Annotated in this window: 25 protein-coding genes; 24 read left to right on the top strand and 1 reads right to left on the bottom strand. The window is 65.7% G+C overall.

Features of this window, described 5'->3' with window-relative positions:
- Positions 1-32: 32 nt before the first annotated feature.
- Positions 33-257 carry a hypothetical protein gene (locus ARC78_RS16990; protein ID WP_241772749.1) on the bottom strand — a complete coding sequence of 75 codons (225 nt, stop codon included), beginning with the start codon at positions 255-257 and terminating at the stop codon, positions 33-35.
- On the opposite strand from ARC78_RS16990, the gene ARC78_RS13645 reads away from it, so the two are divergent.
- From ARC78_RS13645 to fliR, 24 genes are all read left to right on the top strand, one after another.
- Positions 160-1341 carry a flagellin gene (locus ARC78_RS13645; protein ID WP_241772748.1) on the top strand — a complete coding sequence of 394 codons (1182 nt, stop codon included), beginning with the start codon at positions 160-162 and terminating at the stop codon, positions 1339-1341. The two genes, ARC78_RS16990 and ARC78_RS13645, sit on opposite strands and share 98 nt — an antisense overlap.
- A 366-nt stretch (positions 1342-1707) precedes the next feature.
- Positions 1708-2949 (top strand): flagellin, encoded by a 1242-nt coding sequence (locus ARC78_RS13640; RefSeq protein WP_054657812.1) that lies wholly within the window; start codon positions 1708-1710, stop codon positions 2947-2949.
- Positions 2950-3236: 287 nt separating this feature from the next.
- Positions 3237-4589, top strand: coding sequence for a flagellar filament capping protein FliD (fliD, locus tag ARC78_RS13635; RefSeq protein ID WP_054657810.1), 1353 nt, complete (start codon positions 3237-3239; stop codon positions 4587-4589).
- Positions 4590-4730: 141 nt separating this feature from the next.
- Positions 4731-5150, top strand: coding sequence for a flagellar export chaperone FliS (fliS, locus tag ARC78_RS13630; RefSeq protein ID WP_054657808.1), 420 nt, complete (start codon positions 4731-4733; stop codon positions 5148-5150).
- Positions 5151-5157: 7 nt separating this feature from the next.
- On the top strand, positions 5158-5463 hold the full coding sequence (locus tag ARC78_RS13625) for a hypothetical protein (RefSeq protein ID WP_054657806.1): 306 nt from the start codon (positions 5158-5160) through the stop codon (positions 5461-5463).
- Positions 5460-6029: a PilZ domain-containing protein gene (locus ARC78_RS13620; RefSeq protein WP_054657804.1), complete on the top strand. Its 570-nt coding sequence runs from the start codon at positions 5460-5462 to the stop codon at positions 6027-6029. Before ARC78_RS13625 ends, ARC78_RS13620 begins: the two co-directional genes overlap by 4 nt.
- A 68-nt stretch (positions 6030-6097) precedes the next feature.
- Complete coding sequence (locus ARC78_RS13615) at positions 6098-6730, top strand: response regulator (protein ID WP_054657822.1); 633 nt, start codon at positions 6098-6100, stop codon at positions 6728-6730.
- 256 nt (positions 6731-6986) lie between these two features.
- On the top strand, positions 6987-8396 hold the full coding sequence (gene rpoN, locus ARC78_RS13610) for an RNA polymerase factor sigma-54 (RefSeq protein WP_057506497.1): 1410 nt from the start codon (positions 6987-6989) through the stop codon (positions 8394-8396).
- Positions 8397-8411: 15 nt separating this feature from the next.
- Positions 8412-8795, top strand: coding sequence for a response regulator (locus tag ARC78_RS13605; protein WP_054659223.1), 384 nt, complete (start codon positions 8412-8414; stop codon positions 8793-8795).
- On the top strand, positions 8788-10260 hold the full coding sequence (locus ARC78_RS13600) for a sigma-54 dependent transcriptional regulator (RefSeq protein ID WP_054659225.1): 1473 nt from the start codon (positions 8788-8790) through the stop codon (positions 10258-10260). Before ARC78_RS13605 ends, ARC78_RS13600 begins: the two co-directional genes overlap by 8 nt.
- A gap of 205 nt (positions 10261-10465) precedes the next feature.
- Positions 10466-10822, top strand: coding sequence for a flagellar hook-basal body complex protein FliE (gene fliE, locus ARC78_RS13595; protein WP_054659227.1), 357 nt, complete (start codon positions 10466-10468; stop codon positions 10820-10822).
- A gap of 12 nt (positions 10823-10834) precedes the next feature.
- On the top strand, positions 10835-12478 hold the full coding sequence (gene fliF / locus ARC78_RS13590) for a flagellar basal-body MS-ring/collar protein FliF (protein ID WP_054659229.1): 1644 nt from the start codon (positions 10835-10837) through the stop codon (positions 12476-12478).
- Between the two features lie 10 nt (positions 12479-12488).
- On the top strand, positions 12489-13475 hold the full coding sequence (gene fliG, locus ARC78_RS13585; RefSeq protein WP_057506496.1) for a flagellar motor switch protein FliG: 987 nt from the start codon (positions 12489-12491) through the stop codon (positions 13473-13475).
- Positions 13472-14110, top strand: coding sequence for a FliH/SctL family protein (locus ARC78_RS13580; RefSeq protein WP_172675085.1), 639 nt, complete (start codon positions 13472-13474; stop codon positions 14108-14110). The genes fliG and ARC78_RS13580 overlap by 4 nt, the downstream gene beginning before the upstream one ends.
- Complete coding sequence (gene fliI / locus ARC78_RS13575) at positions 14107-15486, top strand: flagellar protein export ATPase FliI (protein ID WP_057506495.1); 1380 nt, start codon at positions 14107-14109, stop codon at positions 15484-15486. The genes ARC78_RS13580 and fliI overlap by 4 nt, the downstream gene beginning before the upstream one ends.
- Entirely contained in the window at positions 15483-15935 is a 453-nt protein-coding gene (gene fliJ / locus ARC78_RS13570; RefSeq protein ID WP_054660815.1) for a flagellar export protein FliJ, read from the top strand. Before fliI ends, fliJ begins: the two co-directional genes overlap by 4 nt.
- The gene (locus tag ARC78_RS13565; RefSeq protein ID WP_057506494.1) at positions 15932-17008 is read left to right on the top strand and encodes a flagellar hook-length control protein FliK; all 1077 of its coding nucleotides are present in this window, start codon (positions 15932-15934) and stop codon (positions 17006-17008) included. The genes fliJ and ARC78_RS13565 overlap by 4 nt, the downstream gene beginning before the upstream one ends.
- Positions 17009-17161: 153 nt before the next feature.
- Positions 17162-17674 carry a flagellar basal body-associated FliL family protein gene (locus ARC78_RS13560; protein WP_054659988.1) on the top strand — a complete coding sequence of 171 codons (513 nt, stop codon included), beginning with the start codon at positions 17162-17164 and terminating at the stop codon, positions 17672-17674.
- Between the two features lie 9 nt (positions 17675-17683).
- A complete protein-coding gene (gene fliM / locus ARC78_RS13555; RefSeq protein WP_054659989.1) occupies positions 17684-18700 on the top strand; it encodes a flagellar motor switch protein FliM in 1017 nt (338 codons plus the stop codon).
- Positions 18693-19037, top strand: a complete 345-nt coding sequence (gene fliN / locus ARC78_RS13550; RefSeq protein WP_057506493.1) for a flagellar motor switch protein FliN — start codon at positions 18693-18695, stop codon at positions 19035-19037. The genes fliM and fliN overlap by 8 nt, the downstream gene beginning before the upstream one ends.
- Positions 19034-19450, top strand: a complete 417-nt coding sequence (gene fliO / locus ARC78_RS13545) for a flagellar biosynthetic protein FliO (protein ID WP_054659992.1) — start codon at positions 19034-19036, stop codon at positions 19448-19450. The genes fliN and fliO overlap by 4 nt, the downstream gene beginning before the upstream one ends.
- A 3-nt stretch (positions 19451-19453) precedes the next feature.
- Positions 19454-20236 carry a flagellar type III secretion system pore protein FliP gene (gene fliP / locus ARC78_RS13540; RefSeq protein ID WP_054659994.1) on the top strand — a complete coding sequence of 261 codons (783 nt, stop codon included), beginning with the start codon at positions 19454-19456 and terminating at the stop codon, positions 20234-20236.
- Between the two features lie 11 nt (positions 20237-20247).
- A complete protein-coding gene (locus ARC78_RS13535) occupies positions 20248-20517 on the top strand; it encodes a flagellar biosynthetic protein FliQ (RefSeq protein ID WP_054659996.1) in 270 nt (89 codons plus the stop codon).
- 8 nt (positions 20518-20525) lie between these two features.
- A complete protein-coding gene (fliR, locus tag ARC78_RS13530; RefSeq protein ID WP_057506492.1) occupies positions 20526-21317 on the top strand; it encodes a flagellar biosynthetic protein FliR in 792 nt (263 codons plus the stop codon).
- Positions 21318-21429: the final 112 nt, after the last annotated feature.

The following is a 21429-nucleotide window of genomic DNA, read 5'->3' as shown; positions in this document are numbered from 1 at the left end:
GTCCTGCACTAAAGCCCGCCCGTCAAATGCCGTTATTGATTACAGCAGCGGAAATGCCCTCCGGCTTTACCACACTGCACAACACCGGCCGTCCAGCTGTGCCGGATCAGACGCCAAAAAGGAATCGCCACCATGGCACAAGTAATCAATACCAACGTGATGTCGCTGAACGCACAGCGCAACCTGACCACCAGCGGCAACAGCCTGGCCACCAGCATCCAGCGCCTGTCCTCGGGCATGCGCATCAACAGCGCCAAGGACGATGCCGCCGGCCTGGCCATCTCCGAGCGCTTCACCACCCAGATCCGCGGTCTTGACGTGGCTGTGCGCAACGCCAACGACGGCATCTCGCTGGCGCAGACCGCTGAAGGCGCGATGGTCGAAATCGGCAACAACCTGCAGCGCGTGCGTGAACTGGCCGTGCAGTCGGCCAACGCCACCAACTCCGATTCGGATCGCAAGGCAATCGATGCGGAAGTCAAGCAGCTGGTCTCGGAAATCGACCGCGTCTCGCGCCAGACCAACTTCAACGGCACCGCCCTTCTCGATGGTTCGTTCTCCGGCGCCCTGTTCCAGATCGGCGCCGACGCGGGCCAGACCATCGGCATCAACACCATCGTCAATGCAAGCAAGGACTCTCTTGGAGGTCGTCAGTTCAGTTCGGCAGACATCACTGCGGTCAACACCGCTACCAAGGGTGTCGATATCACTGGGTTCAAAATCACCGGCACGGATGGCAAGGAAGTTACGCTGAGTAATATCTCAGTTGCTGCCGGTGCTGACGACGCTGCAACAAAAGCTGACCTAGCGAAGGCAATCGCTGCCGCCGCAAACGAAAAAATGGATCAGACCGGCGTTTACGCCGAGGTCGATAAGACGGACAAAACCAAGGTCAACTTTGTCTCGATCAAGGATGATAGTGCAGGCAAAGTCAAGATCGATGCAGGCACTTGGAAAGATGCCGATACCGCTGCTGCCGCTGTAACCGGCGCCCCAACCACTCCAACTGTTACTGTCAATGCTTCGAAATTCGCCAAGGACCTCGATGTGTCCAGTATCGCCGGCGCACAGCAAGCTCTCTCCATCGTTGATGAAGCCCTGACCGCGGTGAACTCCTCGCGCGCTGACATGGGTGCAATCCAGAACCGTTTCACCTCCACCATCGCCAACCTGAACACCACCTCGGAAAACCTGTCGGCCTCGCGCAGCCGTATCCGCGATACCGACTACGCCAAGGAAACGGCCGAACTGACCCGCACGCAGATCCTGCAGCAGGCCGGTACCGCCATGCTGGCCCAGGCCAACAGCTCCACACAGAACGTGCTGAGCCTGCTGGGCTGATCCCGGCAGACACCACGTTTCAGGCAACACCCAAGGCCCCTCTCCGGAGGGGCCTTTCTGTTTTGACGCGATATGCGGATCGCAAGCCCGTCATCGCACCCGTAGACACCCTGCACACAGGCGCTCTGCATCCGGGGCGATGTGGACCACAACCGCTGCCCACGTCAAACATCCCGGGCGCATTCCGTTGCCCGGGCGAATGTCGGCCGCAAGCGGAAAACCGTATTTCCGTTGCACCAGCACTAAAGCCTGCGCGTCAAGTGCCGTTATTGATTACAGCAGCGGCAATGCCTTCCGGCCTTGCCACACTGCACAACACCGGCCTGGCAGCTGTGCCGGATCAGACACCAAAGAGGAATTGCCACCATGGCGCAAGTAATCAATACCAACGTGATGTCGCTGAACGCACAGCGCAACCTGACCACCAGCGGCAACAGCCTGGCCACCAGCATCCAGCGCCTGTCCTCGGGCATGCGCATCAACAGCGCCAAGGACGATGCCGCCGGCCTGGCCATCTCCGAGCGCTTCACCACCCAGATCCGTGGTCTGGACGTGGCCGTGCGCAACGCCAACGACGGCATCTCGCTCGCCCAGACCGCTGAAGGCGCGATGGTCGAAATCGGCAACAACCTGCAGCGCGTGCGTGAACTGGCCGTGCAGTCGGCCAACGCCACCAACTCCGATTCCGACCGCAAGGCCCTGCAGGCCGAAGTTACCCAGCTGGTCTCGGAAATCGACCGCGTCTCGCGCCAGACCAACTTCAACGGCACCGCCCTGCTGGATGGCTCATTCTCCGGCGCGCTGTTCCAGATCGGCGCCGATGCCGGCCAGACCATCGGCATCAACACCATCATCAATGCCAGTAAGGATGCGCTGGGTGGCGCGATGTTCGCTTCGGGTTCCATTACCTTGGCAACACCGGCTACCACGGCTGGCACGCCAGTTACCGACTTCACCTATGACGCCGTCTCAGTTGCCGCCGGAGCTATCGAGATCAACGGCATCAAATTGGATGCTATTGAAGTTCCCGCTTCTGGCGTATTTACCGGTGGCACCGCACAAGCTGACGCGCAAGCTGCTGGCAAAATTGCTATCGGGAACGCACTGGCAGCAGCAATCAACGCAAAGAGCGGCGAAAGCGGCGTCAATGCCAAGGTTGATGCCACTGGCAACCTCGCCTTGTCCTCCTGGAAAGAAGGCAAGGTGGGCGACTCGATGACCGTCACTGGCATCCCGACGAACGTTGCGGCCGGTGCAAGTGTTGTCACAGGCGCCATTACCGCAGCAGACGCCAAGTACGCCAAGGATTTGGACATCACCAGCTTCGCCGGTTCGCAGCAAGCGCTGCAGATCGTCGACAAGGCGCTGAATGCGGTGAACGCCTCGCGCGCCGACATGGGTGCGATCCAGAACCGCTTCACCTCGACCATCGCCAACCTCAACGCCACCTCGGAAAATCTGTCGGCCTCGCGCAGCCGTATCCGCGACACCGACTACGCCAAGGAAACTGCGGAGCTGACCCGCACACAGATCCTGCAGCAGGCCGGTACCGCCATGCTGGCCCAGGCCAACAGCTCCACCCAGAACGTACTGAGCCTGCTGGGCTGATCCCGCCAGATACCACGTTTCAGGCAACACCCAAGGCCCCTCTCCGGAGGGGCCTTTTCTTTATCGGTGAAAACGTCAGACGGCATAGCACCGGCACACGGCGGCGACCATCCTGCCGCCGCAGCTCCGTCGTCCGCATCTGCGGGTGCGGCACAGAATTTGCACGAGTGCTGGGGACTCGTCACGCCGTCATGCCGGCAGTGCCCTCAAGTCTGCCGGCCACTGGCCGATAGACCTCACAGGCCTGCCTGGCCACCACGACGGCCATCTGGCCCGCAAGGAAAACCATGGCTCTGAATACAATCGGCTCCGGCCTCGACATCCCCACCATCGTCGCGCAGCTGGTCGCCGCCGAGCGTGCACCGACCGCCAACCGCATCAACAGTGCCGGCACGGCCGCCACCGCCAAGTTGTCGGCGCTGGGCAATATCAAAAGCGGGCTGAGCAACCTGCAAACCGCGCTGGAAGCATTTGGCAAGAGCGCCACCAGCCCGGCCTTCAAGTCGAGCGTGGCCGAAGGCGCGGGATTCTCCGCCAGCATCGGGACTGGCGCGGTCGCAGGCAGCTACAGCATCGAGGTGGCCAGCCTGGCCCAGGCGCAAAAGCTGACCTCAGGCGCGTTCGCCAAGGACGCGGCCGTCGGTGACGGAACGCTTTCCATCGCCTGGGGCGAGAGCGCGCTGAATGTGGAGATCGCCGAAGGCAGCACCCTGTCCGATATCGCCGCGGCCATCAACAAGGCCGCCGGCGGCAAGGGTGTCAGTGCAAGCGTCATCACCGCCGACGGTGGCCAGCATCTGGTGCTGAACGCGACCGATCCGGGCACCGCGGGCGCACTGAAACTGTCCACCACCGGTGGCAATGGCGGACTTTCAGCGCTGACCTGGGATGGCAACCCCGGCAACATGAGCAACGGGTTGAAGCAACCGCAGGCGGCCACCGATGCACTGGTCCGCGTCGACGGCTTCGAGCGCACCTCCAGCAGCAATAGCATCACCGACATCATCCCCGGCGTGACGCTGAGCCTGAGCAAGGCTGACGTCGGCGTGACCAAGACACTCACGGTCAGCCAGGACAACGCGCCGCTGAAAGCAAACCTGCAGGGGTTTGTGGCCGCCTACAACGCGACTATGGGCGTACTCAAGTCGAGCAGCAGCTACAACGCCACCAGCAACACCGCCTCGGCCCTGACCGGCGATGCGATGGTGCGTGGCCTGCAGCAGCAGATGCGCAACCTGGTCGGCGGCAATGTCACGCAGCTCAAGGCCCTGGGCATCAGCATTTCCAAGGAAGGCACGCTGAGCCTGGATGCCGGCGAATTCGACAAGGCGATGGCCGCCAACCCCACGGCCGCCGATACATTGCTGGGCGAGAAAGGAAGCCTGGCCAGCAGTTTGAAGACCGTACTGAAGAGCCAGCTCGATGCCACCCACGGCTCCCTGAGCCTGCGCACCGAAGGCTTGAACAAGCAGATCAAGAAGCTGGAGAGCGACCTGGACAACCTGGATGCACGCATGGAGAAGGTTTCCGACCGCTACACCAGGCAGTTCACCGCGATGGACACGATGGTGGCGAAAATGCAGAGCACCAGCGATTACCTGAGCCAACAGCTGGCCGCACTGGCGCCCAAGTCCAAGTAGACATCCCCGCACCGCCCTCAAGCCCGGGCCAACCGGGCCGATAGAAAGAGCGACACCCCGCATCGCATCGCCCCGGCGCCTGTTGGCGCCCCCCGTCGCCCATCCATGAGCGCGGGGCGGGCATAAAGGAGATTCCGACCCATGTACGGTTCCAGCCGCCAGTTCGCAGAGCAATATCGCAAGGTGGGAGTGACGAGCAGCGTCTCGGACGCCGATCCGCACAAACTGGTGGCGCTGCTGCTGAGCGGCGCCTGTGAACGCATCCGACAGGCCGAGGCCTGCCTGCTGCAGGGCGACCAGGCCCGCAAGGGCAAAGCCATTGGCGAAGCCTGCGCCATCGTCGGCCACCTCAACGGCACCTTGGACCACGAAGCCGGCGGAGAAATGGCCGGCAACCTGTCCGCGCTGTATGACTACATCGCCCAGCGCCTGACCGAAGCCAATCTGCACAACGATCCCTCCGCGTTGCACGAAACCCTGCGCCTGCTGGGCGAAATCGAATCGGCCTGGAACGCGATCCCCCTCGCCCAGCGCCAGCGTCCGGCCGCTTCCCATGCCTGAGTCCACCATGACCAACGACGCCGGGCTGGAGGCGCTTTACAGCAGCCTGGAATCCCTGCGCATCGCGCTGGGCGAAGAAGACCACGAGCTGGCGCAGCGCATCGTCGCCCATCACGATCTGCAGGTACGCGAGTACATCGCCGCCAACGGTGGCGAGGCGCAGGCCGGTGCATTGCGCTCACTGCTGGAAATGCAGCAGTCGTTGACCGCCGATATGACTGACCGCCGTGATGCCGCTGCAGCCCAGCTGCGTGCCGGCCACCAGTCGGTACGCGCCGTGCAGGCCTATCATCAGGCAGAATCGCTGGCATGAACGCCCCCGCCTCGCCGTCCGCCGCTGAAACCGAGCTGTTTGCCGACACGCTCAGCTGCGATCTTGCGGTGCCGGCCGAATTCGAGGCCGGCGTCCAGGTACGCCGCCCGGGCAACGCGGAAATGCTGTTGCGCAGCGTCGCACTGGTGGAGGACTCGCGGGGTGCCGATGACGGCGAGGAGCGTTTTGAGGGCAGTGCCCAGCTGCAGCGCCTGGAAGCGCGCCTGGATCTGGCCCTGGTGTTGCTGGGACGCCTGTTGCAGCAATCCACGGCGCCCCTGCCGACCTGCAATCTGAAGTGGTCCCGGCTGGGCCTGCGACTGGCGTCGCCACACGGCAGCGGCGCGGCCCCCGGGAGCGCCGGAGTGATCCGGCTGCAGCCGGCCGACTGGCTGCCCGACCATATCGAGCTGCCGGTGCAACTGGTTGCGGAACAGCAAACCGATGGCATCCATCACCTGTGGCTGCGCCTGCACCCGACCAGCGACGCGTTGACCGCGGCCGTGGAACGCCACCTGTTCCGCCTGCATCGGCGTCAGATCGCCGGCATCCGGCGCGTGCGCTGACCGCCGGTTGGCGCTGCGGCAGCCACTCGGCTAATGTGACCGCCTACCCACTGCCGATGCCTGCCCCAGTGCGCGTTCTTATCGTCGATGACCACACCCTGGTGCGCGCCGGTCTGTGCCGGCTGCTGCAGAGCTTTGCCGGCATCCAGGTGATCGCTGAAGCCAGCAGCGCCGATGAGGCAGTGGAAATGGCGGTATTCCATCAACCCGAACTGGTGTTGATGGATCTGTCGATGCCCGGTCGCAGCGGCCTGGAAGCGCTGTCGGACATCCGATCGAGGGTTCCCGACGCGCGCATCGTGATGATGTCCATGCACGATGACACCGCGCATGTGCGTGATGCACTTGACCGCGGCGCGGTCGGCTTCATTGTCAAGGATGCCGCCCCGCAGGAACTGGAGCTGGCGCTGCGGGCGGCCTATTCCGGGCAGCTGTTCCTCAGCCCACAGATCTCGGCAAAGATGCTGGCACCGATGCTCAGCCGGGAGCGTCCGACCGGCGTTGCGGCGCTCTCGCCGCGGCAACGCCAGATCCTGCGCCAGCTTGGCAACGGTCAGAGCACCAAAGAGATCGCCGCCGACCTGGGTATCAGCGTCAAAACCGTGGAAACCCACCGGGCGCGGATGATGGAAGCGCTGGGCTGCCGCCGTGCCAATGACCTGCTGCTGTTCGCCGCGCGCCATCAGCAGGAGCTGGCGTAAAACCGGCGGGCGCGGTTGTGGCCTGACGTCACAGTTCCGGAATTCCGTCACCCGCCCTCCCCCGCGCCCCCCAGAACACTGCAATACAAGGGGTTGCGGCTTTCCGGCGCGTCAGGATTACGTCCCGGCGTAAGGTAATCCCCGACATGGCGTCGGTGATTCGACTACCGGCATCAGGTTTGCACCGATTCAAACCCTGACACCGCCCACGCAAGATGCGTTCCATAACGTATTTTTCACGTGTTGGTGTCGCCCCATGAAGACCACGCTTTCCGCCCAGCTCGGGCAACAGCTCCACCTCACCCCGGCGCTGCTGCAATCCATCCGTCTGCTGCAGCTCAATGGCATGCAGCTGGAACAGGAAGTGCGTCTGGCTCTGGAGAACAATCCGCTGCTGGAGATGGTGGAAGAGCACGCGACGGCCGATGACCTGCCGCCTGCTGCCGATGCACAGGTCGAAGCTGCCGCTTTCGATGAACTGCCCGAGAGCTCGATGTGGGATGTCGCCGGCGGTGGCTGGAACGAGGGTGAGGACGACCGTACCGCACGCATCGCCGCCGGCGAATCCAGCGACCCCCATGTCCGCCTGCTGCGCCAGCTTGCGCTGGATCTGGATGAAGGCGATCTGGAAATCGCCGCGTTCTGGCTCGAACACTGCGATGACGCCGGCTATCTGGATGCGCCGCTCGCCTCGCTGACCCTGCTGGCCAGCGCCCGCTTCGACCGTGACGGCGCCCATGTGGAATCCATCCGCCAACGCCTGCTGACCGGGGACCCGTGCGGCATGGCCGCGGTGGACCTGCGCGAAAGCCTGCAGGTGCAGCTGTCCACCCTGCCCGGCTGCGTGCCGGCCCGCCATCTGGCCACCCGCCTGCTGGCCGGCGACCTGGCGCGGCTGGCCTCGCACGACTACGCCGCGATCGCCCGTGAGCTGGATGCCGAGCTGGAGGATGTGCTGGAGGCATTCCGGCTGGTGTTGTCGCTGCAGCCGCGTCCCGGCGACAGCCTGATGCCGCAGGAAGACACCCGGATCATTCCCGACGTGGTGGTCTGGCACGCCGACGCCCAGTGGCGCGTGGCGCTTAACCACGGCACCGCACCGCGCCTGGCCATCAACCCGGCCTACGAACAGGCGGTCATCGACAGTGCCGGCGAAGCTGCACAGCCGATGCGTGAAAAGCTGCAGGAGGCACGCTGGCTGACCCGCGGACTGTCCATGCGCTATGACACCCTGCTGCGTACCGCGCGGGTGGTGGTCGAGCGCCAGGCCGCCTTCCTGATGCGCGGCGAAGAAGCCATGGCGCCGTTGACCCTGAAGGAAGTGGCCGACGCCATCGGCATGCACGAGTCCACCGTCTCGCGCATCACCTCCGGAAAATACCTGCAGACCCCGCGCGGCACCTTCGAACTGAAGCACTTCTTCGCGGTGCGACTGGAGGGCGCCAGCATCTCCGGCCAAGCGGTCAAGGCCATGGTCAAACGCCTGATCGACGCCGAACCGCCCGCTCGGCCATTGGCCGATGAGGCCATCGCCCTGCTGCTGGCGCGCCAGGGGGTGAACATCGCGCGGCGAACCGTCGCAAAATACCGCGAGCAGCTTGATATCGCTCCGGCCCGCGAACGTCGCCGGCAGAACGCCAAGCCCCAACTGGCCCGCGCGGGCTGAGAACCAAGGAACTCCATGAACAAGCTCACCGTGCTGCTGGTCGATGACCATGAAGGCTTCATCAACGCCGCGATGCGCCATTTCCGCAAAGTGGAATGGGTGCAGATCATCGGCAGTGCCGCCAACGGGCTGGAGGCGATCGAGCGCTCCGAGGCACTGCGCCCGCAGGTGGTACTGATGGATCTGGCGATGCCGGAAATGGGCGGCCTGCAGGCCACCCGGCTGATCAAGACCCAGGACGATGCCCCGTACATCGTCATTGCCAGCCATTTCGACGATGTCGAACACCGCGAGCACGCCCTGCGTGCGGGCGCCGACAATTTCGTCAGCAAGCTTTCCTACATCCAGGAGGTCATGCCGATCCTGGAAAGCCTCAGGCAGGAAGACAGCAATGAGTGAGTCACGCATCCTCGTCATTGATGGTGACGGCGTCCGTGCCGAACGTACCGTGGCGCTGCTGGAGTTCATGGACTTCACCCCGCGCTGGGTGACCGAGGCCGACGACATCGACACCCGTCGCCACCGTGCAAACGACTGGATGGCGATCGTGGTCGGGCATCTGGAAGACAGCACCCGGGCCGCGCCATTCTTCGCCTGGCTGGCGCAGACCTCGATGCCGCCCCCGGTACTGCTGGCCGAGGGTGATCCGCTGGCCTTCGCCCGCCACTACGGCCTGCATGAGGCCAATGTGTGGCCGCTGGAGCAGCCGCTGCGCCACGCACAGATGGAAGCGCTGTTGCGCCGCGCCAGCCTCAAGCGGCTCGATACCGAGCATCAACAAGGCGCCGCGCAGGAAAGCGGCCCCACCGGCAGCAGTCCGGCAGTGGTGGAACTGCGCCAGCTGATCGACCAGGTTGCCGCGTTCGACACCACGGTGCTGGTGCTGGGCGAGTCAGGCACCGGCAAGGAAGTGGTCTCGCGCGCCATCCACCAGCGCTCGCCGCGCCGGGATGGCCCGTTCGTGGCGATCAACTGTGGCGCGATTCCGCCGGACCTGCTGGAAAGCGAACTGTTCGGCCACGAGAAAGGTGCCTTCACCGGCGCCCTGAGCGCGCGCAAGGGCCGCTTCGAGATGGCCGAGGGCGGCACATTGCTACTGGATGAGATCGGCGACATGAGTTTGCCGATGCAGGTCAAGCTGCTGCGCGTGCTGCAGGAGCGCAGCTTCGAGCGCGTCGGCGGCAACCAGACCATCCGCTGCAACGTGCGTGTGATCGCCGCGACCCATCGCGACCTGGAGTCGCGCATCACCGACGGCAAGTTCCGCGAGGACCTGTTCTACCGCCTCAACGTGTTCCCGATCGATGTGCCGGCGCTGCGCGAACGCACCGCCGATATCCCGGCGCTGGTGGAGACCATCGCAGGCCAGCTGGCACGCACCGGTCGCGGCGAAGTCCGCTTCACCGTCGAAGCGCTGGAAGCCCTGGCCCGCCACCCGTGGCCGGGCAATGTGCGCGAGCTGACCAATCTGGTTGAACGGCTGGCGGTGCTGCATCCCGGTGGCCTGGTGCGGGTGCAGGACCTGCCTGCCCGCTACCGTGGCGATCATCCGCCAGCACCAGCGGCCGCGCTGGACGAGGAGCGGCCGCTGATCGGACTGGGCGCACAAGCCGAAGCCACACCGGCGGCAGAGGCTGCAACAGGTGCCGGCATTCCCGCCGCAACCCACCTTCCCGACACTGGCATCGATCTGCGCGATCATATGGCCACCATCGAACTGTCGCTGATCAACGAGGCACTGGAACGCACCAGCGGTGTCGTCGCCCATGCCGCGCAGCTGCTGGGTCTGCGCCGCACCACGCTGGTGGAGAAGCTGCGCAAGTACGGCATCGAGCGCGAGTCCAACGAAGCGACTCCTGGTTGATCCCGTCACCACAGAACACAGCGCCCTCCGGGGCGCTTTGTTTTTTTGTGGCCAGCGCCGGCCTGGCGCAGCGCCAGAAACCGGACGACGGGAAATCGTCACCCGGCACGGCCCATCCCGTCACCGCAGCCATTCCCCGGGCCGCGAATTTAGGCACGCGACTTGCAGTTGAACAGGCAGCAACCCCGTTCCGGAATCCCGCCTGATGTCCCACTCGATCACCTCTGTTCTTTCCCAGATCCGCACCCTGCAGACCCAGGTCAGCCAAGCCGCACCGACCGGGGACATCGCCCGCAGCAATGCCATCCAGGGACTGGGCGAAGGCAATGCAATCAATGCGCCCTCCTTCAGCCAAACCCTGCAAGGCGCGATCAAGGGCGTGAATGATGCCCAGCAGAAATCCGGCGCCCTGGCCGCCGCCTTCGAGCGCGGTGAGCCCGGTGCCGACCTGGCCCAGGTGATGGTCGCTTCGCAACAGTCCCAGATCGCCTTCCGCGCCACCGTGGAAGTCCGCAACCGTCTCGTCCAGGCTTACCAGGACGTGATGAACATGCCGCTGTAAGGATAGATCCGCATGGCACTCGCGCTCTCCAGAGACGCTCTCAATCCGGAAAAAGCCGGCGCATGGTTCGACCGCCTGCAGAGTCTGCAGATCACCCGACGGCTGGGCTTGATGGCAATGATCGCCATCGCCGTGGCGGCGGGCCTGTTTGTGTTCTTCTGGGCGCAGAAGCCGCAGATGATGCCGCTGTACACCGGGCTGGACCAGAAGGCGACGGCAGAGGCCACCGACCTGCTGCGCGCTGCGCAGATTCCGTTCGAGCTCAATGCCGCCACCGGCGCCATCAGCGTGCCGGAAAAAAACGTGCATGACGCGCGGTTGAAGCTGGCCGGTTCCGGTCTGACGGAAAGCGGCCGGCTGGGCTTTGAGCTGATGGAGCGCGATCCCGGCTTTGGTGTCAGCCAGTTCGTGGAGAACGCCCGTTACCAGCATGCGCTGGAAACCGAGCTGGTGCGTACCATCACCGCCCTGCGTCCGGTACGCGATGCGCGCGTGCATCTGGCCATTCCCAAGCCCAGCACGTTCACCCGCCAGCGTGACGTGGCCAGCGCCTCGGTGGTACTGGAGCTGCGCGGCGGCCAGCAACTGGAACGCAACCAGGTCGATGCGATCGTGCACATGGTGGCCTCCAGCATTCCGGACCTTGCTCCGGAGCGGGTGACCGTGGTCGACCAGAGCGGGCGCATGCTCACCATCGCCGACCCCAACAGCGACGCGGCGCTCAATGCCGCCCAGTTCGACCAGGTGCGCCGCCTGGAAACCTCGTTCAACCAGCGCATCCGCGAACTGCTCGAGCCGATGACCGGAGCCGGCCGGGTGAATCCGGAGGTTAGCGTGGACATGGATTTTTCGGTCATCGAAGAGGCCCGTGAGCTGTACAACGCCGAGCCGCAGAAGGTCCGCAGCGAGCAGATCAGCGAAAACACCAATGCCGGTGCTGGCCCGCAGGGGATTCCCGGCGCCGCCAGCAACACCCCGCCCGGTCCGGATGCCCCGGCGGCGACCGCGGCCACGGCTACGGAAAGCAGCAAGAGCGCGACCCGCAATTACGAGCTGGACCGCACCCTGCAGCACACCCGCCAGCCGGCCGGTCGCGTCAACCGCGTGTCGGTGGCGGTGCTGGTCGATCACGTGCCGCGCGCCGGTGCCAACGGCAAGCTCAGCGATCAGCCGCTCAGCGCCGCCGAACTCACCCGCGTGGAAGCGCTGGTCAAGCAGGCGGTCGGTTTCAACGCCGAGCGCGGCGATACCGTGTCGGTCATGAACGCTCCGTTCGTGCGTGAACCGGTGCCGGTCGAAACGCCGAAGTGGTGGGAGAAACCGCAGGTCCGCGATGCACTGCGTCTGGTGCTGGGGGCGATCGTGGTGCTGGCCCTGCTGTTTGGTGTGCTGCGCCCGGCCATGCGACAGATGTCCAGCCCGCCCAAGGCCTTGCCGGGTGCCGAGGACGATCCGCTCAGCGCCGATGTGCAGATCCTGGACGACGATTCCGAGATGCCGGCACTGGCTGCCGACCGTGTGCAGCTGGATGCCCCCTCGCCGCTGGCATTGCCGGTGGATGCCTACGAAGAACGCCTGCGGATGGCGCGCGAAGCGGTACAGGCCGATTCCAAGCGCGTGGCGCAGGTGGTGAAGGGTTGGGTTGCCAATGACTGACGTTATTCCGATGACCGGCGTGCAACGCGCCGCCGTGCTGCTGCTCTCACTGGGCGAGCAGGATGCCGCCGAGGTGCTCAAGCACATGGAGCCCAAGGAGGTGCAGAAGATCGGCATCGCCATGGCCACGCTCAACGATGTCACCCGCGAGCAGGTGCAGCAGGTGATGGACGAGTTCGGCGCCGCGCTGGGCAACAAGACCTCGCTGTCGGTCGGCTCGGACGACTACATCCGCAACATGCTGGTGCAGGCGCTGGGTACCGAGAAGGCCGGCAACCTGATCGACCGCATCCTGCTGGGTCGCAACACCACCGGTCTGGACGCGCTCAAGTGGATGGATCCGCGCGCGGTGGCCGACCTGGTACGCAACGAGCATCCGCAGATCATCGCCATCGTCATGGCGCACCTGGAAACCGACCAGGCCGCCGAGGCGCTCAAGCTGCTGCCCGAACGCACCCGGGTCGACGTGCTGCTGCGTATCGCCACGCTCGATGGCATCCCGCCGAACGCGCTGAACGAGTTGAACGAGATCATGGAGCGCCAGTTCGCCGGCAACCAGAACCTGAAGTCCTCCAACATCGGCGGCGTGCAGTGCGCAGCCAACATCCTGAACTTCATGGACGGTGGCCAGGACCAGGTCATCCTCACCGAGATCGGCCGCATCGATGCCCCGCTCGGCGGCCGCATCCAGGACCTGATGTTCGTGTTCGACGATCTGGTGGACCTGGACGACCGTGAAATGCAGCTGGTACTGCGCGAAGTCAGCGGCGAGCGCCTGGGTCTGGCCCTGCGTGGCGCCGACATCAAGGTGCGCGACAAGATCACCCGCAACATGTCCCAGCGTGCCGCCGAGATCCTGCTCGAAGACATGGAGGCCCGCGGTCCGGTGCGTCTGTCGGATGTGGAGACGGCGCAACGCGAGATCCTGGCTATCGTCAAACGCATGGCCGATGAGGGCACGGTCACCCTGGGCGGCAGCGCCGAGGCGATGCTGTGAGTCCGGCCGTCCGCTGGCATGCACCGGACCTGATGGCCGCTCCGGCCGTCATCGAAACCGTGTCCGAGGAGTTTCCGGAGCAGCCGCTGCCCGAGGAGCCGGCGCCGCCGGCGCTGCACCTGCCGACACTGGAGGAGATCGAGGCGATCCAGGATGCGGCGCGTCGCGACGGCCGCGAGGAAGGTCACGCCGAAGGCTACGCACAAGGCCAGGCCGAGGTGCGCCGGCTGATCGCGCAGATCGAAGGCATCCTCGACAACTTCACCCGGCCGCTGTCGCGTCTGGAGGATGAAGTGGTCGGCGCACTGGGCGACCTTTCGGTCCGCATCGCCGGCAACCTGGTCGGCCGCGCATATGAAACCGATCCATCACTGCTTTCGGCGCTGGTGCACGAAGCCTTGAGCACCGTCGGCAGCAACCACCGCGATGTCGAGGTGCGCCTGCATCCGGACGATATCGCCGCGCTGGCACCGCTGCTGTCGCTGCCGGAGGGGCAACGGCTCGTGCCGGACCTGGGCCTGAGCCGTGGCGATCTGCGCGTGCATGCCGAAGCGGTCCGTATCGATGGCACCCTCGATGCGCGTCTGCGCTCGGTACTGGGTACCGTCATGCGCCGCGCCGGAGCCGGCCAATGAGCGCCGCGCCCTCCCCGCCCGAGTGGGCCGCCGCGCGCAATCTGCGCCTGGCCGCACGCCTGGAAGGCATCGCGCCGGAGGCCGGAAACGGCCGTGGCCTGATCCGCGAAGGGGTCCTGCGCCGCGCCGTCGGCCTCACCCTCGAAGCGGTCGGCTGCGAAGCGCCAATGGGCGCCAGCTGCAAAGTGGAAATCATCGACGGTGGCTGGGTCGATGCCGAAGTGGTGGGGTTCTCCGGTGACCGCACTTATCTGATGCCCAGCGCCGAGTTGCATGGCCTGCTGCCCAATGCCAGGGTCGTGCCCTCGTTCCGCCGCGGCGGCGTGGAAGTCGGCGAAGGCCTGCTCGGTCGCGTCATCGATTCGGACGGCATTCCGCTGGACGGCAAGGGCCCGATCCGCGCCGAAGGTACCGTCGGCATGGCCGGCGTGTCGATCAACCCGCTGGCGCGCGAGCCCATCACCCAGCCGCTGGACGTGGGCGTGCGTGCGATCAACGCGCTGCTGCCGATCGGCCGCGGCCAGCGCGTGGGCCTGTTCGCCGGCTCGGGCGTGGGCAAATCCACCCTGCTGGGCATGATGACCCGCTACACCGCGGCCGATGTCATCGTGGTCGGCCTGATCGGTGAGCGTGGTCGCGAAGTACGCGATTTCGTCGAATCCACCCTCGGCGAGGAGGGTCTGCGCCGCGCGGTGGTGGTGGCCAGCCCGGCCGACCGGCCACCGCTGGCGCGCCTGCACGGCGCCTACCGTGCCACCGCGATTGCCGAATGGTTCCGTGACCAGGGTTTGAATGTATTGCTGCTGATGGATTCGCTGACCCGCTTCGCCCAGGCCCAGCGCGAGATCGGCCTTTCCGTGGGCGAGCCGCCGACCACCCGCGGCTATCCGCCGTCGGTATTTGCCAAGCTGCCGGCGCTGGTCGAACGCGCCGGCAATGGCGCCAAAGGCCGCGGTTCGATCACCGCGTTCTACACCGTGCTGACCGAAGGCGACGATCCGCAGGATCCGATCGCCGATGCCGCCCGCGCCATCCTTGACGGCCACATCCTGCTTTCGCGGCGGGTCGCCGACAGCGGCCTTTATCCGGCCATCGATGTCGAATCCTCGATCAGCCGTGTGGTCCAGGACATCGCCGATGACACTTGGCGGGCGCGCATCCGCAAGCTCAAACGGCTGGTGGCGGCCTATTCGGCCAACCGCGACCTGATCGCCATCGGTGCCTACCAGCGCGGCAACGATCCGGTCACCGACGAGGCGCTGGCACGCTGGCCGGAGATCATGGAATTCCTCGGCCAGGACGTGCACAACGCCGCCGATCTGGGCCACAGCCTGGATGCATTGCAACAGTTGGTAGATAGCGAGAAATCCGCATGAGTCCGTCCCGTCGTCTCGACCCGCTGCTGCGCCATGCGCAGGACCGCGAAGATGAAGTGGCCAAGGCACTGGCCGAGCGCCAGAAAACCCTGGAAATGCACCAGTCGCGCCTGTCCGAACTGCGCCAGTACGCCGATGAATATGCCAATGCGCAGATGGCCGCGACCAGTGCCTCGCAACTGATGAACCGGCGCGCGTTCCTGGACCGGCTGGACAACGCGGTACAGACACAGAGCAAGACCGTGGACAGCAACCGCGAGCATGTCGATGCCGAACGCGCACGCCTGCTGCTGGCCTCGCGCGACAAGCAGGTGCTCGAACAGCTGGCCGCCAGCTACCGGGCGCAGGAAAAGCAGGTCGCCGAACGTCGCGACCAGCGCGAGATGGACGATCTGGGGGCACGCCGCGCGCGCCTGGCAAAGCGTACCGACGACGGAGAACCGGCATGAGCATGCTGTCGATCAGCAGCGCACCGGCCTCGTCTCCCACCAGGGACACGACCGGCGCCCTCTCCGGCAGCCGCGCGGACAGCAAACAGGCGACCGGTTTCGACGCACTGCTGACGGCCGCGCCCGCGCCGGCCGGTGCCGACAACGCCTGCGCCGCCGACACCCCTGCAGCGCGTCAGGATTCCGGCACCAGCACCGAATCCGAGGACGAAATCCAGGAAGAAGACGCGTCAGGCAATACCAATGTCGAAAAACCGGCACCGGCGGCGCCTGATGACAGCCAGGACGCCCCCTGGCCACCACTGGGGCTGTCCGGCCTGATCCCGGTGCCGCTGGAACCGGTACCGCCGCCAGCGGCATCCGCTGCGCCGGCAGCGGCCGCGACGCCTGCCGCGACCGCCATGGCCGCTCCCGCCACCGGACCGCTGCCCGGGCAGGCACTGCCGGCCATCGCGCCTGCGGCCCCCCCCCCCGCCAGCGAAGCCGTCATCGACACCGTGCCCGGACAGATCGCATTGCCGGCCAATGCCCCGCCCATGCAGGTGGAAGAGCGGCAGGAAACGCCCACGCCAGTGGCATTCCAGCAGATGCTGCAGAGCATGGCGACCGCGGAAGCACGCACAACGGCCGCACCCGTGGTCCTCGCCACAAGCGTCACCCCGGATGTGAACAGTCCGGAGTTTGAAGACGCCTTCGGGGCCCGCATCGGTTGGCTGGCCGACCAGAAGATCGGCCATGCCCATATCCGCGTCACTCCGCACGAAATGGGGCCGATCGAGGTGAAGCTGCAGCTTGATGGCGACCGTCTGCATGCCAGCTTCAGCAGCGCCAACGCCGACGTGCGCCAGGCGCTGGAGAGCAGCCTGCCAAGGTTGCGCGACATGCTGGGCGAACAGGGGCTGCAGCTGGCCCAGGCCGATGTCGGCCAGCAACAGAGTGCGCCGGAACGCGATGCGGCGGGCCCGGACGCCGGCGGCAGCGGTGATGTGCGCGACGGCGCCAGCGACGACGCCTTGCCGGCCATGAGCGGCCATTCGCTGCGGCTGCGCGGGCTGCTTGACGCCTACGCCTGAGCGCTGCGCATTCCGGCCGCCTCCGCGCTGGCGCCACGCAAGGCGCCGGCGCCCGTCATTGACGCGCGGCAACGCCGCCCACTTTTCCCCGTCACACCCGCGGTTCGGCACATGACTTGCATCTGACTGGAGAGCATTCCTGAGGAGCACATCGTGGCCGTAGCTGCCGACAAATCCCGCAAATCCGCCGACACCAAGGACGCCCCGGGCAAGCCCAAGCGCACGGTACTGGTCACCGCCCTGATCGCGCTGCTGGCCGCTGGCGCTGCCGGTGGCGCGGTGTGGTACTTCACCCAGGCCAAGGAGGGGGGCCCCGCCAAATCCACGGCACCGGCCAAGCCGGCGCCGGCCCAGTACTACGCCCTGGACCCGGCGTTCGTGGTCAACATGAACAGTCCGATCGATGGCCCGCGCTACCTGCAGGTCGAAGTCCAGCTGATGACCCGCGACCCGATCGCGCTGCAGGCGCTGGAAACCCACGCCCCGGCGATCCGCGCCAAATTGCTGATGCTGTTTTCCCAGGTCAGCCCGGAGCAGATCGCCGACCGTCCCGGCAAGGAGAAACTGCAGGCGTCGGCGCTGGCCGAAGTACAGAAACTGATGACCGCTGAAACCGGCAAGAAAAGCGCCGATGACCTGCTGTTCACCAGCTTCGTGACCCAGTAAGGCGCTGCGATGAGCATCAATGACCTGCTGTCACAGGACGAGATCGACGCGCTGCTGCATGGCGTGGATTCGGGCAAAGTGGAGACCGATGAGCCGGAACCGGCGCCCGGCGAAGCCCGCACCTACGACTTCGCCAGCCAGGACCGGATCATCCGCGGGCGCATGCCCACCCTGGAAATGGTCAACGAACGCTTCGTGCGCCTGTGGCGTATCGGCCTGTTCAACCTGATCCGGCGTTCGGCCGAAATCTCGGTGCGCGGCATCGAGCTGATCAAGTTCGGCGACTACCTGCACTCGCTGTATGTGCCCACCAACCTCAACCTGGTCCGCTTCAAGCCACTGCGTGGCACCGGCCTGATCGTGTTTGAACCGACCCTCGTGTTCGCGGTGGTGGACAACTTCTTCGGTGGTGACGGGCGTTACCACACCCGTATCGAGGGCCGCGAGTTCACCGCCACCGAGATGCGGGTGATCCAGCTGATGCTCAAGCAAGCCTTCGCCGACCTCAAGGAAGCCTGGGGCCCGGTGATGAACACCGACTTCGAGTACATCAACTCCGAGATCAACCCCCACTTCGCCAACATCGTCAGTCCGCGCGAATACGTGGTGGTGTGCCGTTTCCACGTCGAGCTGGAGAGCGGCGGTGGCGACATCCACATCACCTTGCCGTACTCGATGCTGGAGCCGATCCGCGAGCTGCTTGATGCGGGCATCCAGAGCGACCGCAACGACCGCGACGAAAGCTGGGCGGTGATGCTGCGCGAGCAGCTCAATTCGGCCGAAGTCGAGCTTTCCAGCGTGCTGGCCAAGCGCCGCATGAGCCTGCGCGAACTCACCCAGCTGAAGATCGGCGACATCCTGCCCATCGACCTGCCCCAGGAAGTCCCGCTGTGTGTGGAAGGCATCCCTGTCTTCACCGGCGAGTTCGGTGTGGCCAACGAACGCAACGCCATCAAGATCACTGCAACCCAACCGCCGGGCACCCGCAAAACGCTGCCGGCGATCCAGGAAAAATCCCATGACTGACATCGAAACCCCCGCAACCCCGCAGGCTACCCCGGCCCAGTTCGCCGATCTGCGGGCAGATGGCGTCGCCACCACCGATCTGGATCTGGATGTGATCCTGGATGTGCCGGTGACCCTGTCACTGGAAGTGGGACGCGCGCGCGTGCCGATCCGCAACCTGCTGCAGCTCAACCAGGGCTCGGTGGTGGAGCTGGAGCGCGGCGCCGGTGAATCGCTGGACGTCCTGGTCAACGGCACCCTGATCGCCCATGGCGAAGTGGTGGTGATCAACGACCGCTTCGGCGTGCGCCTGACCGACGTGGTCAGCCCCAGCGAGCGCATCCGGAGACTGCGTTGATCGCACTGCTTGCCACTGCCGCACCGGCCGCCATGGCCCAAGGCCAGCCGGCGACGGTCGGCCAGCATGCGAGCACCGCTCCGGGCATGTTCGGTGCGGTGCTGGCGCTGCTGATGGTGCTGGCGCTGATCGTCGGCCTGGGCTGGCTGCTCAAGCGCCTGCCCGGTGGCGGTTTCCGTCCGGCCGAAGGCCTGAAGGTGGTGGCCAGCCTCAACGTGGGCGCCAAGGAGCGCGTGGTGGTGGTGGACGTCAACGGCCAGCAGCTGCTGCTGGGCGTGACCGCCGGCGGTATCAGCACCCTGCACCAGCTATCCGGACCATTGCCGCAGACGCCGCCCCCGGCGCTGCCCAATTTCAAACAACTACCGAATTTCGCCCAGCTGCTTGCCCAGAAGCTGCGCAAGGAACCCTGAATCATGTCGGGTCATCGTCTTTCCCGCCTTTCCTGCTGGCAGTGGCTGTTGCTGCTGGCGCTGGTCGCCTTTCCGGTGCTGGCCCTGGCCACCCCGGCCGCCCCGCAGATGCCGATGCTGCCGGATGTGAACGTCGGCAAGATCGGCAGCCAGCCGGTCAGCCTGCCGCTGCAGACCCTGCTGCTGATGACAGCCATCACCCTGCTGCCATCAATGCTGCTGGTGCTGACCGCCTTCACCCGCATCATCATCGTGCTGGGCCTGCTGCGCCAGGCGCTGGGCACCGGGCAGACGCCCTCCAACCAGATCCTGCTGGGGCTGGCGCTGTTCCTGACCGCGATGGTGATGATGCCGGTCTGGGAGAAGTCCTGGTCCACCGGCATGGCGCCCTATCTGGACGGTCAGATCGACTTCCAGACCGCGTGGACCCTGACCACCCAGCCGCTGCGGGCCTTCATGCTGGCGCAGGTCCGCGATACCGACCTGATGACCTTCGCCGGCCTGGCCGGTCACGGTACCTACGCCAGCCCGGATGCGATCCCGTTCCCGGTGCTGGTGGCCTCCTTTGTCACCAGCGAGTTGAAAACCGCCTTCGAGATCGGCTTCCTGATCTTCATTCCGTTCCTGATCATCGATCTGGTCGTGGCCAGCGTGCTGATGTCGATGGGCATGATGATGCTTTCGCCGATGATCATTTCCGCCCCCTTCAAGATCCTGCTGTTCGTACTGGTGGATGGCTGGGTACTGGTGGTCGGCACTCTTGCCGCCAGCTTCAACGCCGTCTGAGGAGCGATGTCTTGAGCCCTGAACTTGCCCTCACCGAACTGCGCGGTGGCCTTGTCGCCACGCTCTGGGTCGCCGGCCCGTTGCTGCTCACCGTGCTGGTGATCGGTGTGGTGGTCGGTGTGATCCAGGCGGCGACCCAGCTCAATGAACCCACCATCGCCTTCGTCGCCAAGGCCGCCGGCCTGACCGTGGCGCTGTTTGCGCTGGGCAGCCTGCTGATCGGCCATCTGGTGGAATTCACCACTTTGCTGTTCCAGCGCATTCCCCATCTGATCGGATAGGCCGCCACGTGGACAGCGCAACCCAGATGGCCATCGACGGGCAGCAGGCATTCGCCCTGATCGGCAACGTGCTGTGGATGATGCTGCGCGTGGGCGCCATGCTGATGGCGATGCCGATGGTCGGCACCCGCGCGGTGCCGGCACGGGTACGGGCGATGCTGGCGGTCGCCCTGTCGGTGGCGCTGGCCCCGATCCTGCCGCCGGTGCCGGTGTGGAACGGCTTCGACGCCGCCACCGTGCTGACCATCGCCCGCGAGCTGGCGGTCGGGGTGTCGATCGGCTTCCTGCTGCGGCTGATCTTCGAAGCCGGCGCGATGGCCGGCGAAATGGTCGCGCAGGGCACCGGGCTGGCGTTTGCGCAGATGAACGATCCGATGCGCGGCGGCAGCTCCGGCGTGATCGGGCAATGGTTCTACCTGCTGTTCGGCCTGCTGTTCTTCACCGCCAATGGCCACCTGGCGCTGATTTCCCTGTTGATGGACAGCTACAAGGCCCTGCCCATCGGCACCGCCCTGCCCGATCCGCACGCCATGGCGGCGCTGGCGCCCACCCTCGCATTGCAGATCTTCCGTGGCGCACTGACGCTGGCGTTGCCGCTGACGGTGGCCATGCTGGCGGTCAATCTGGCCTTCGGCGTGCTGGCCCGCGCGGCCCCGGCGTTGAACCCGATCCAGTTGGGCCTGCCGGTATCCCTGCTGCTGGGCATGCTGCTGCTGGCGCTGCTGGCCGGTGAAATGGGACCGCCGGTGCAACGCCTGCTCGACACCGCCTTCGATACCGCCCGCCAGGTCACCGGCTGATCCGGACCGGCCGAGGCCCTTTTTGCCGCGCCGATACGCCCGCCTCTTGCTTCCCCCCCCCATGGTGTAGGTAGTCTGGGAGCCGCGCGGGTACTGCCGTGACAGCGGAGCT

The sequence above is a fragment of the Stenotrophomonas pictorum JCM 9942 genome (assembly GCF_001431585.1).
Taxonomy (GTDB): domain Bacteria; phylum Pseudomonadota; class Gammaproteobacteria; order Xanthomonadales; family Xanthomonadaceae; genus Stenotrophomonas; species Stenotrophomonas pictorum.
Note: the sequence above shows the minus strand (reverse complement) of the source record. Positions and strands in the feature narration are given on the sequence as shown.

Bases quoted from the DNA above. Each gene is read 5' to 3' on its own strand.
- fliP (WP_054659994.1), top strand. From the start codon at position 19,454: ATGTCGGGTCATCGTCTTTCCCGCCTTTCCTGCTGGCAGTGGCTGTTG.
- rpoN (WP_057506497.1), top strand. From the start codon at position 6,987: ATGAAGACCACGCTTTCCGCCCAGCTCGGGCAACAGCTCCACCTCACC.
- fliE (WP_054659227.1), top strand. From the start codon at position 10,466: ATGTCCCACTCGATCACCTCTGTTCTTTCCCAGATCCGCACCCTGCAG.
- ARC78_RS13620 (WP_054657804.1), top strand. From the start codon at position 5,460: ATGAACGCCCCCGCCTCGCCGTCCGCCGCTGAAACCGAGCTGTTTGCC.
- fliN (WP_057506493.1), top strand. From the start codon at position 18,693: ATGACTGACATCGAAACCCCCGCAACCCCGCAGGCTACCCCGGCCCAG.
- fliM (WP_054659989.1), top strand. From the start codon at position 17,684: ATGAGCATCAATGACCTGCTGTCACAGGACGAGATCGACGCGCTGCTG.
- ARC78_RS13625 (WP_054657806.1), top strand. From the start codon at position 5,158: ATGACCAACGACGCCGGGCTGGAGGCGCTTTACAGCAGCCTGGAATCC.
- ARC78_RS13605 (WP_054659223.1), top strand. From the start codon at position 8,412: ATGAACAAGCTCACCGTGCTGCTGGTCGATGACCATGAAGGCTTCATC.
- ARC78_RS13645 (WP_241772748.1), top strand. From the start codon at position 160: ATGTCGCTGAACGCACAGCGCAACCTGACCACCAGCGGCAACAGCCTG.
- ARC78_RS13640 (WP_054657812.1), top strand. From the start codon at position 1,708: ATGGCGCAAGTAATCAATACCAACGTGATGTCGCTGAACGCACAGCGC.
- fliG (WP_057506496.1), top strand. From the start codon at position 12,489: ATGACCGGCGTGCAACGCGCCGCCGTGCTGCTGCTCTCACTGGGCGAG.
- fliD (WP_054657810.1), top strand. From the start codon at position 3,237: ATGGCTCTGAATACAATCGGCTCCGGCCTCGACATCCCCACCATCGTC.
- ARC78_RS13600 (WP_054659225.1), top strand. From the start codon at position 8,788: ATGAGTGAGTCACGCATCCTCGTCATTGATGGTGACGGCGTCCGTGCC.
- fliJ (WP_054660815.1), top strand. From the start codon at position 15,483: ATGAGTCCGTCCCGTCGTCTCGACCCGCTGCTGCGCCATGCGCAGGAC.
- ARC78_RS13565 (WP_057506494.1), top strand. From the start codon at position 15,932: ATGAGCATGCTGTCGATCAGCAGCGCACCGGCCTCGTCTCCCACCAGG.
- fliI (WP_057506495.1), top strand. From the start codon at position 14,107: ATGAGCGCCGCGCCCTCCCCGCCCGAGTGGGCCGCCGCGCGCAATCTG.
- fliS (WP_054657808.1), top strand. From the start codon at position 4,731: ATGTACGGTTCCAGCCGCCAGTTCGCAGAGCAATATCGCAAGGTGGGA.
- fliF (WP_054659229.1), top strand. From the start codon at position 10,835: ATGGCACTCGCGCTCTCCAGAGACGCTCTCAATCCGGAAAAAGCCGGC.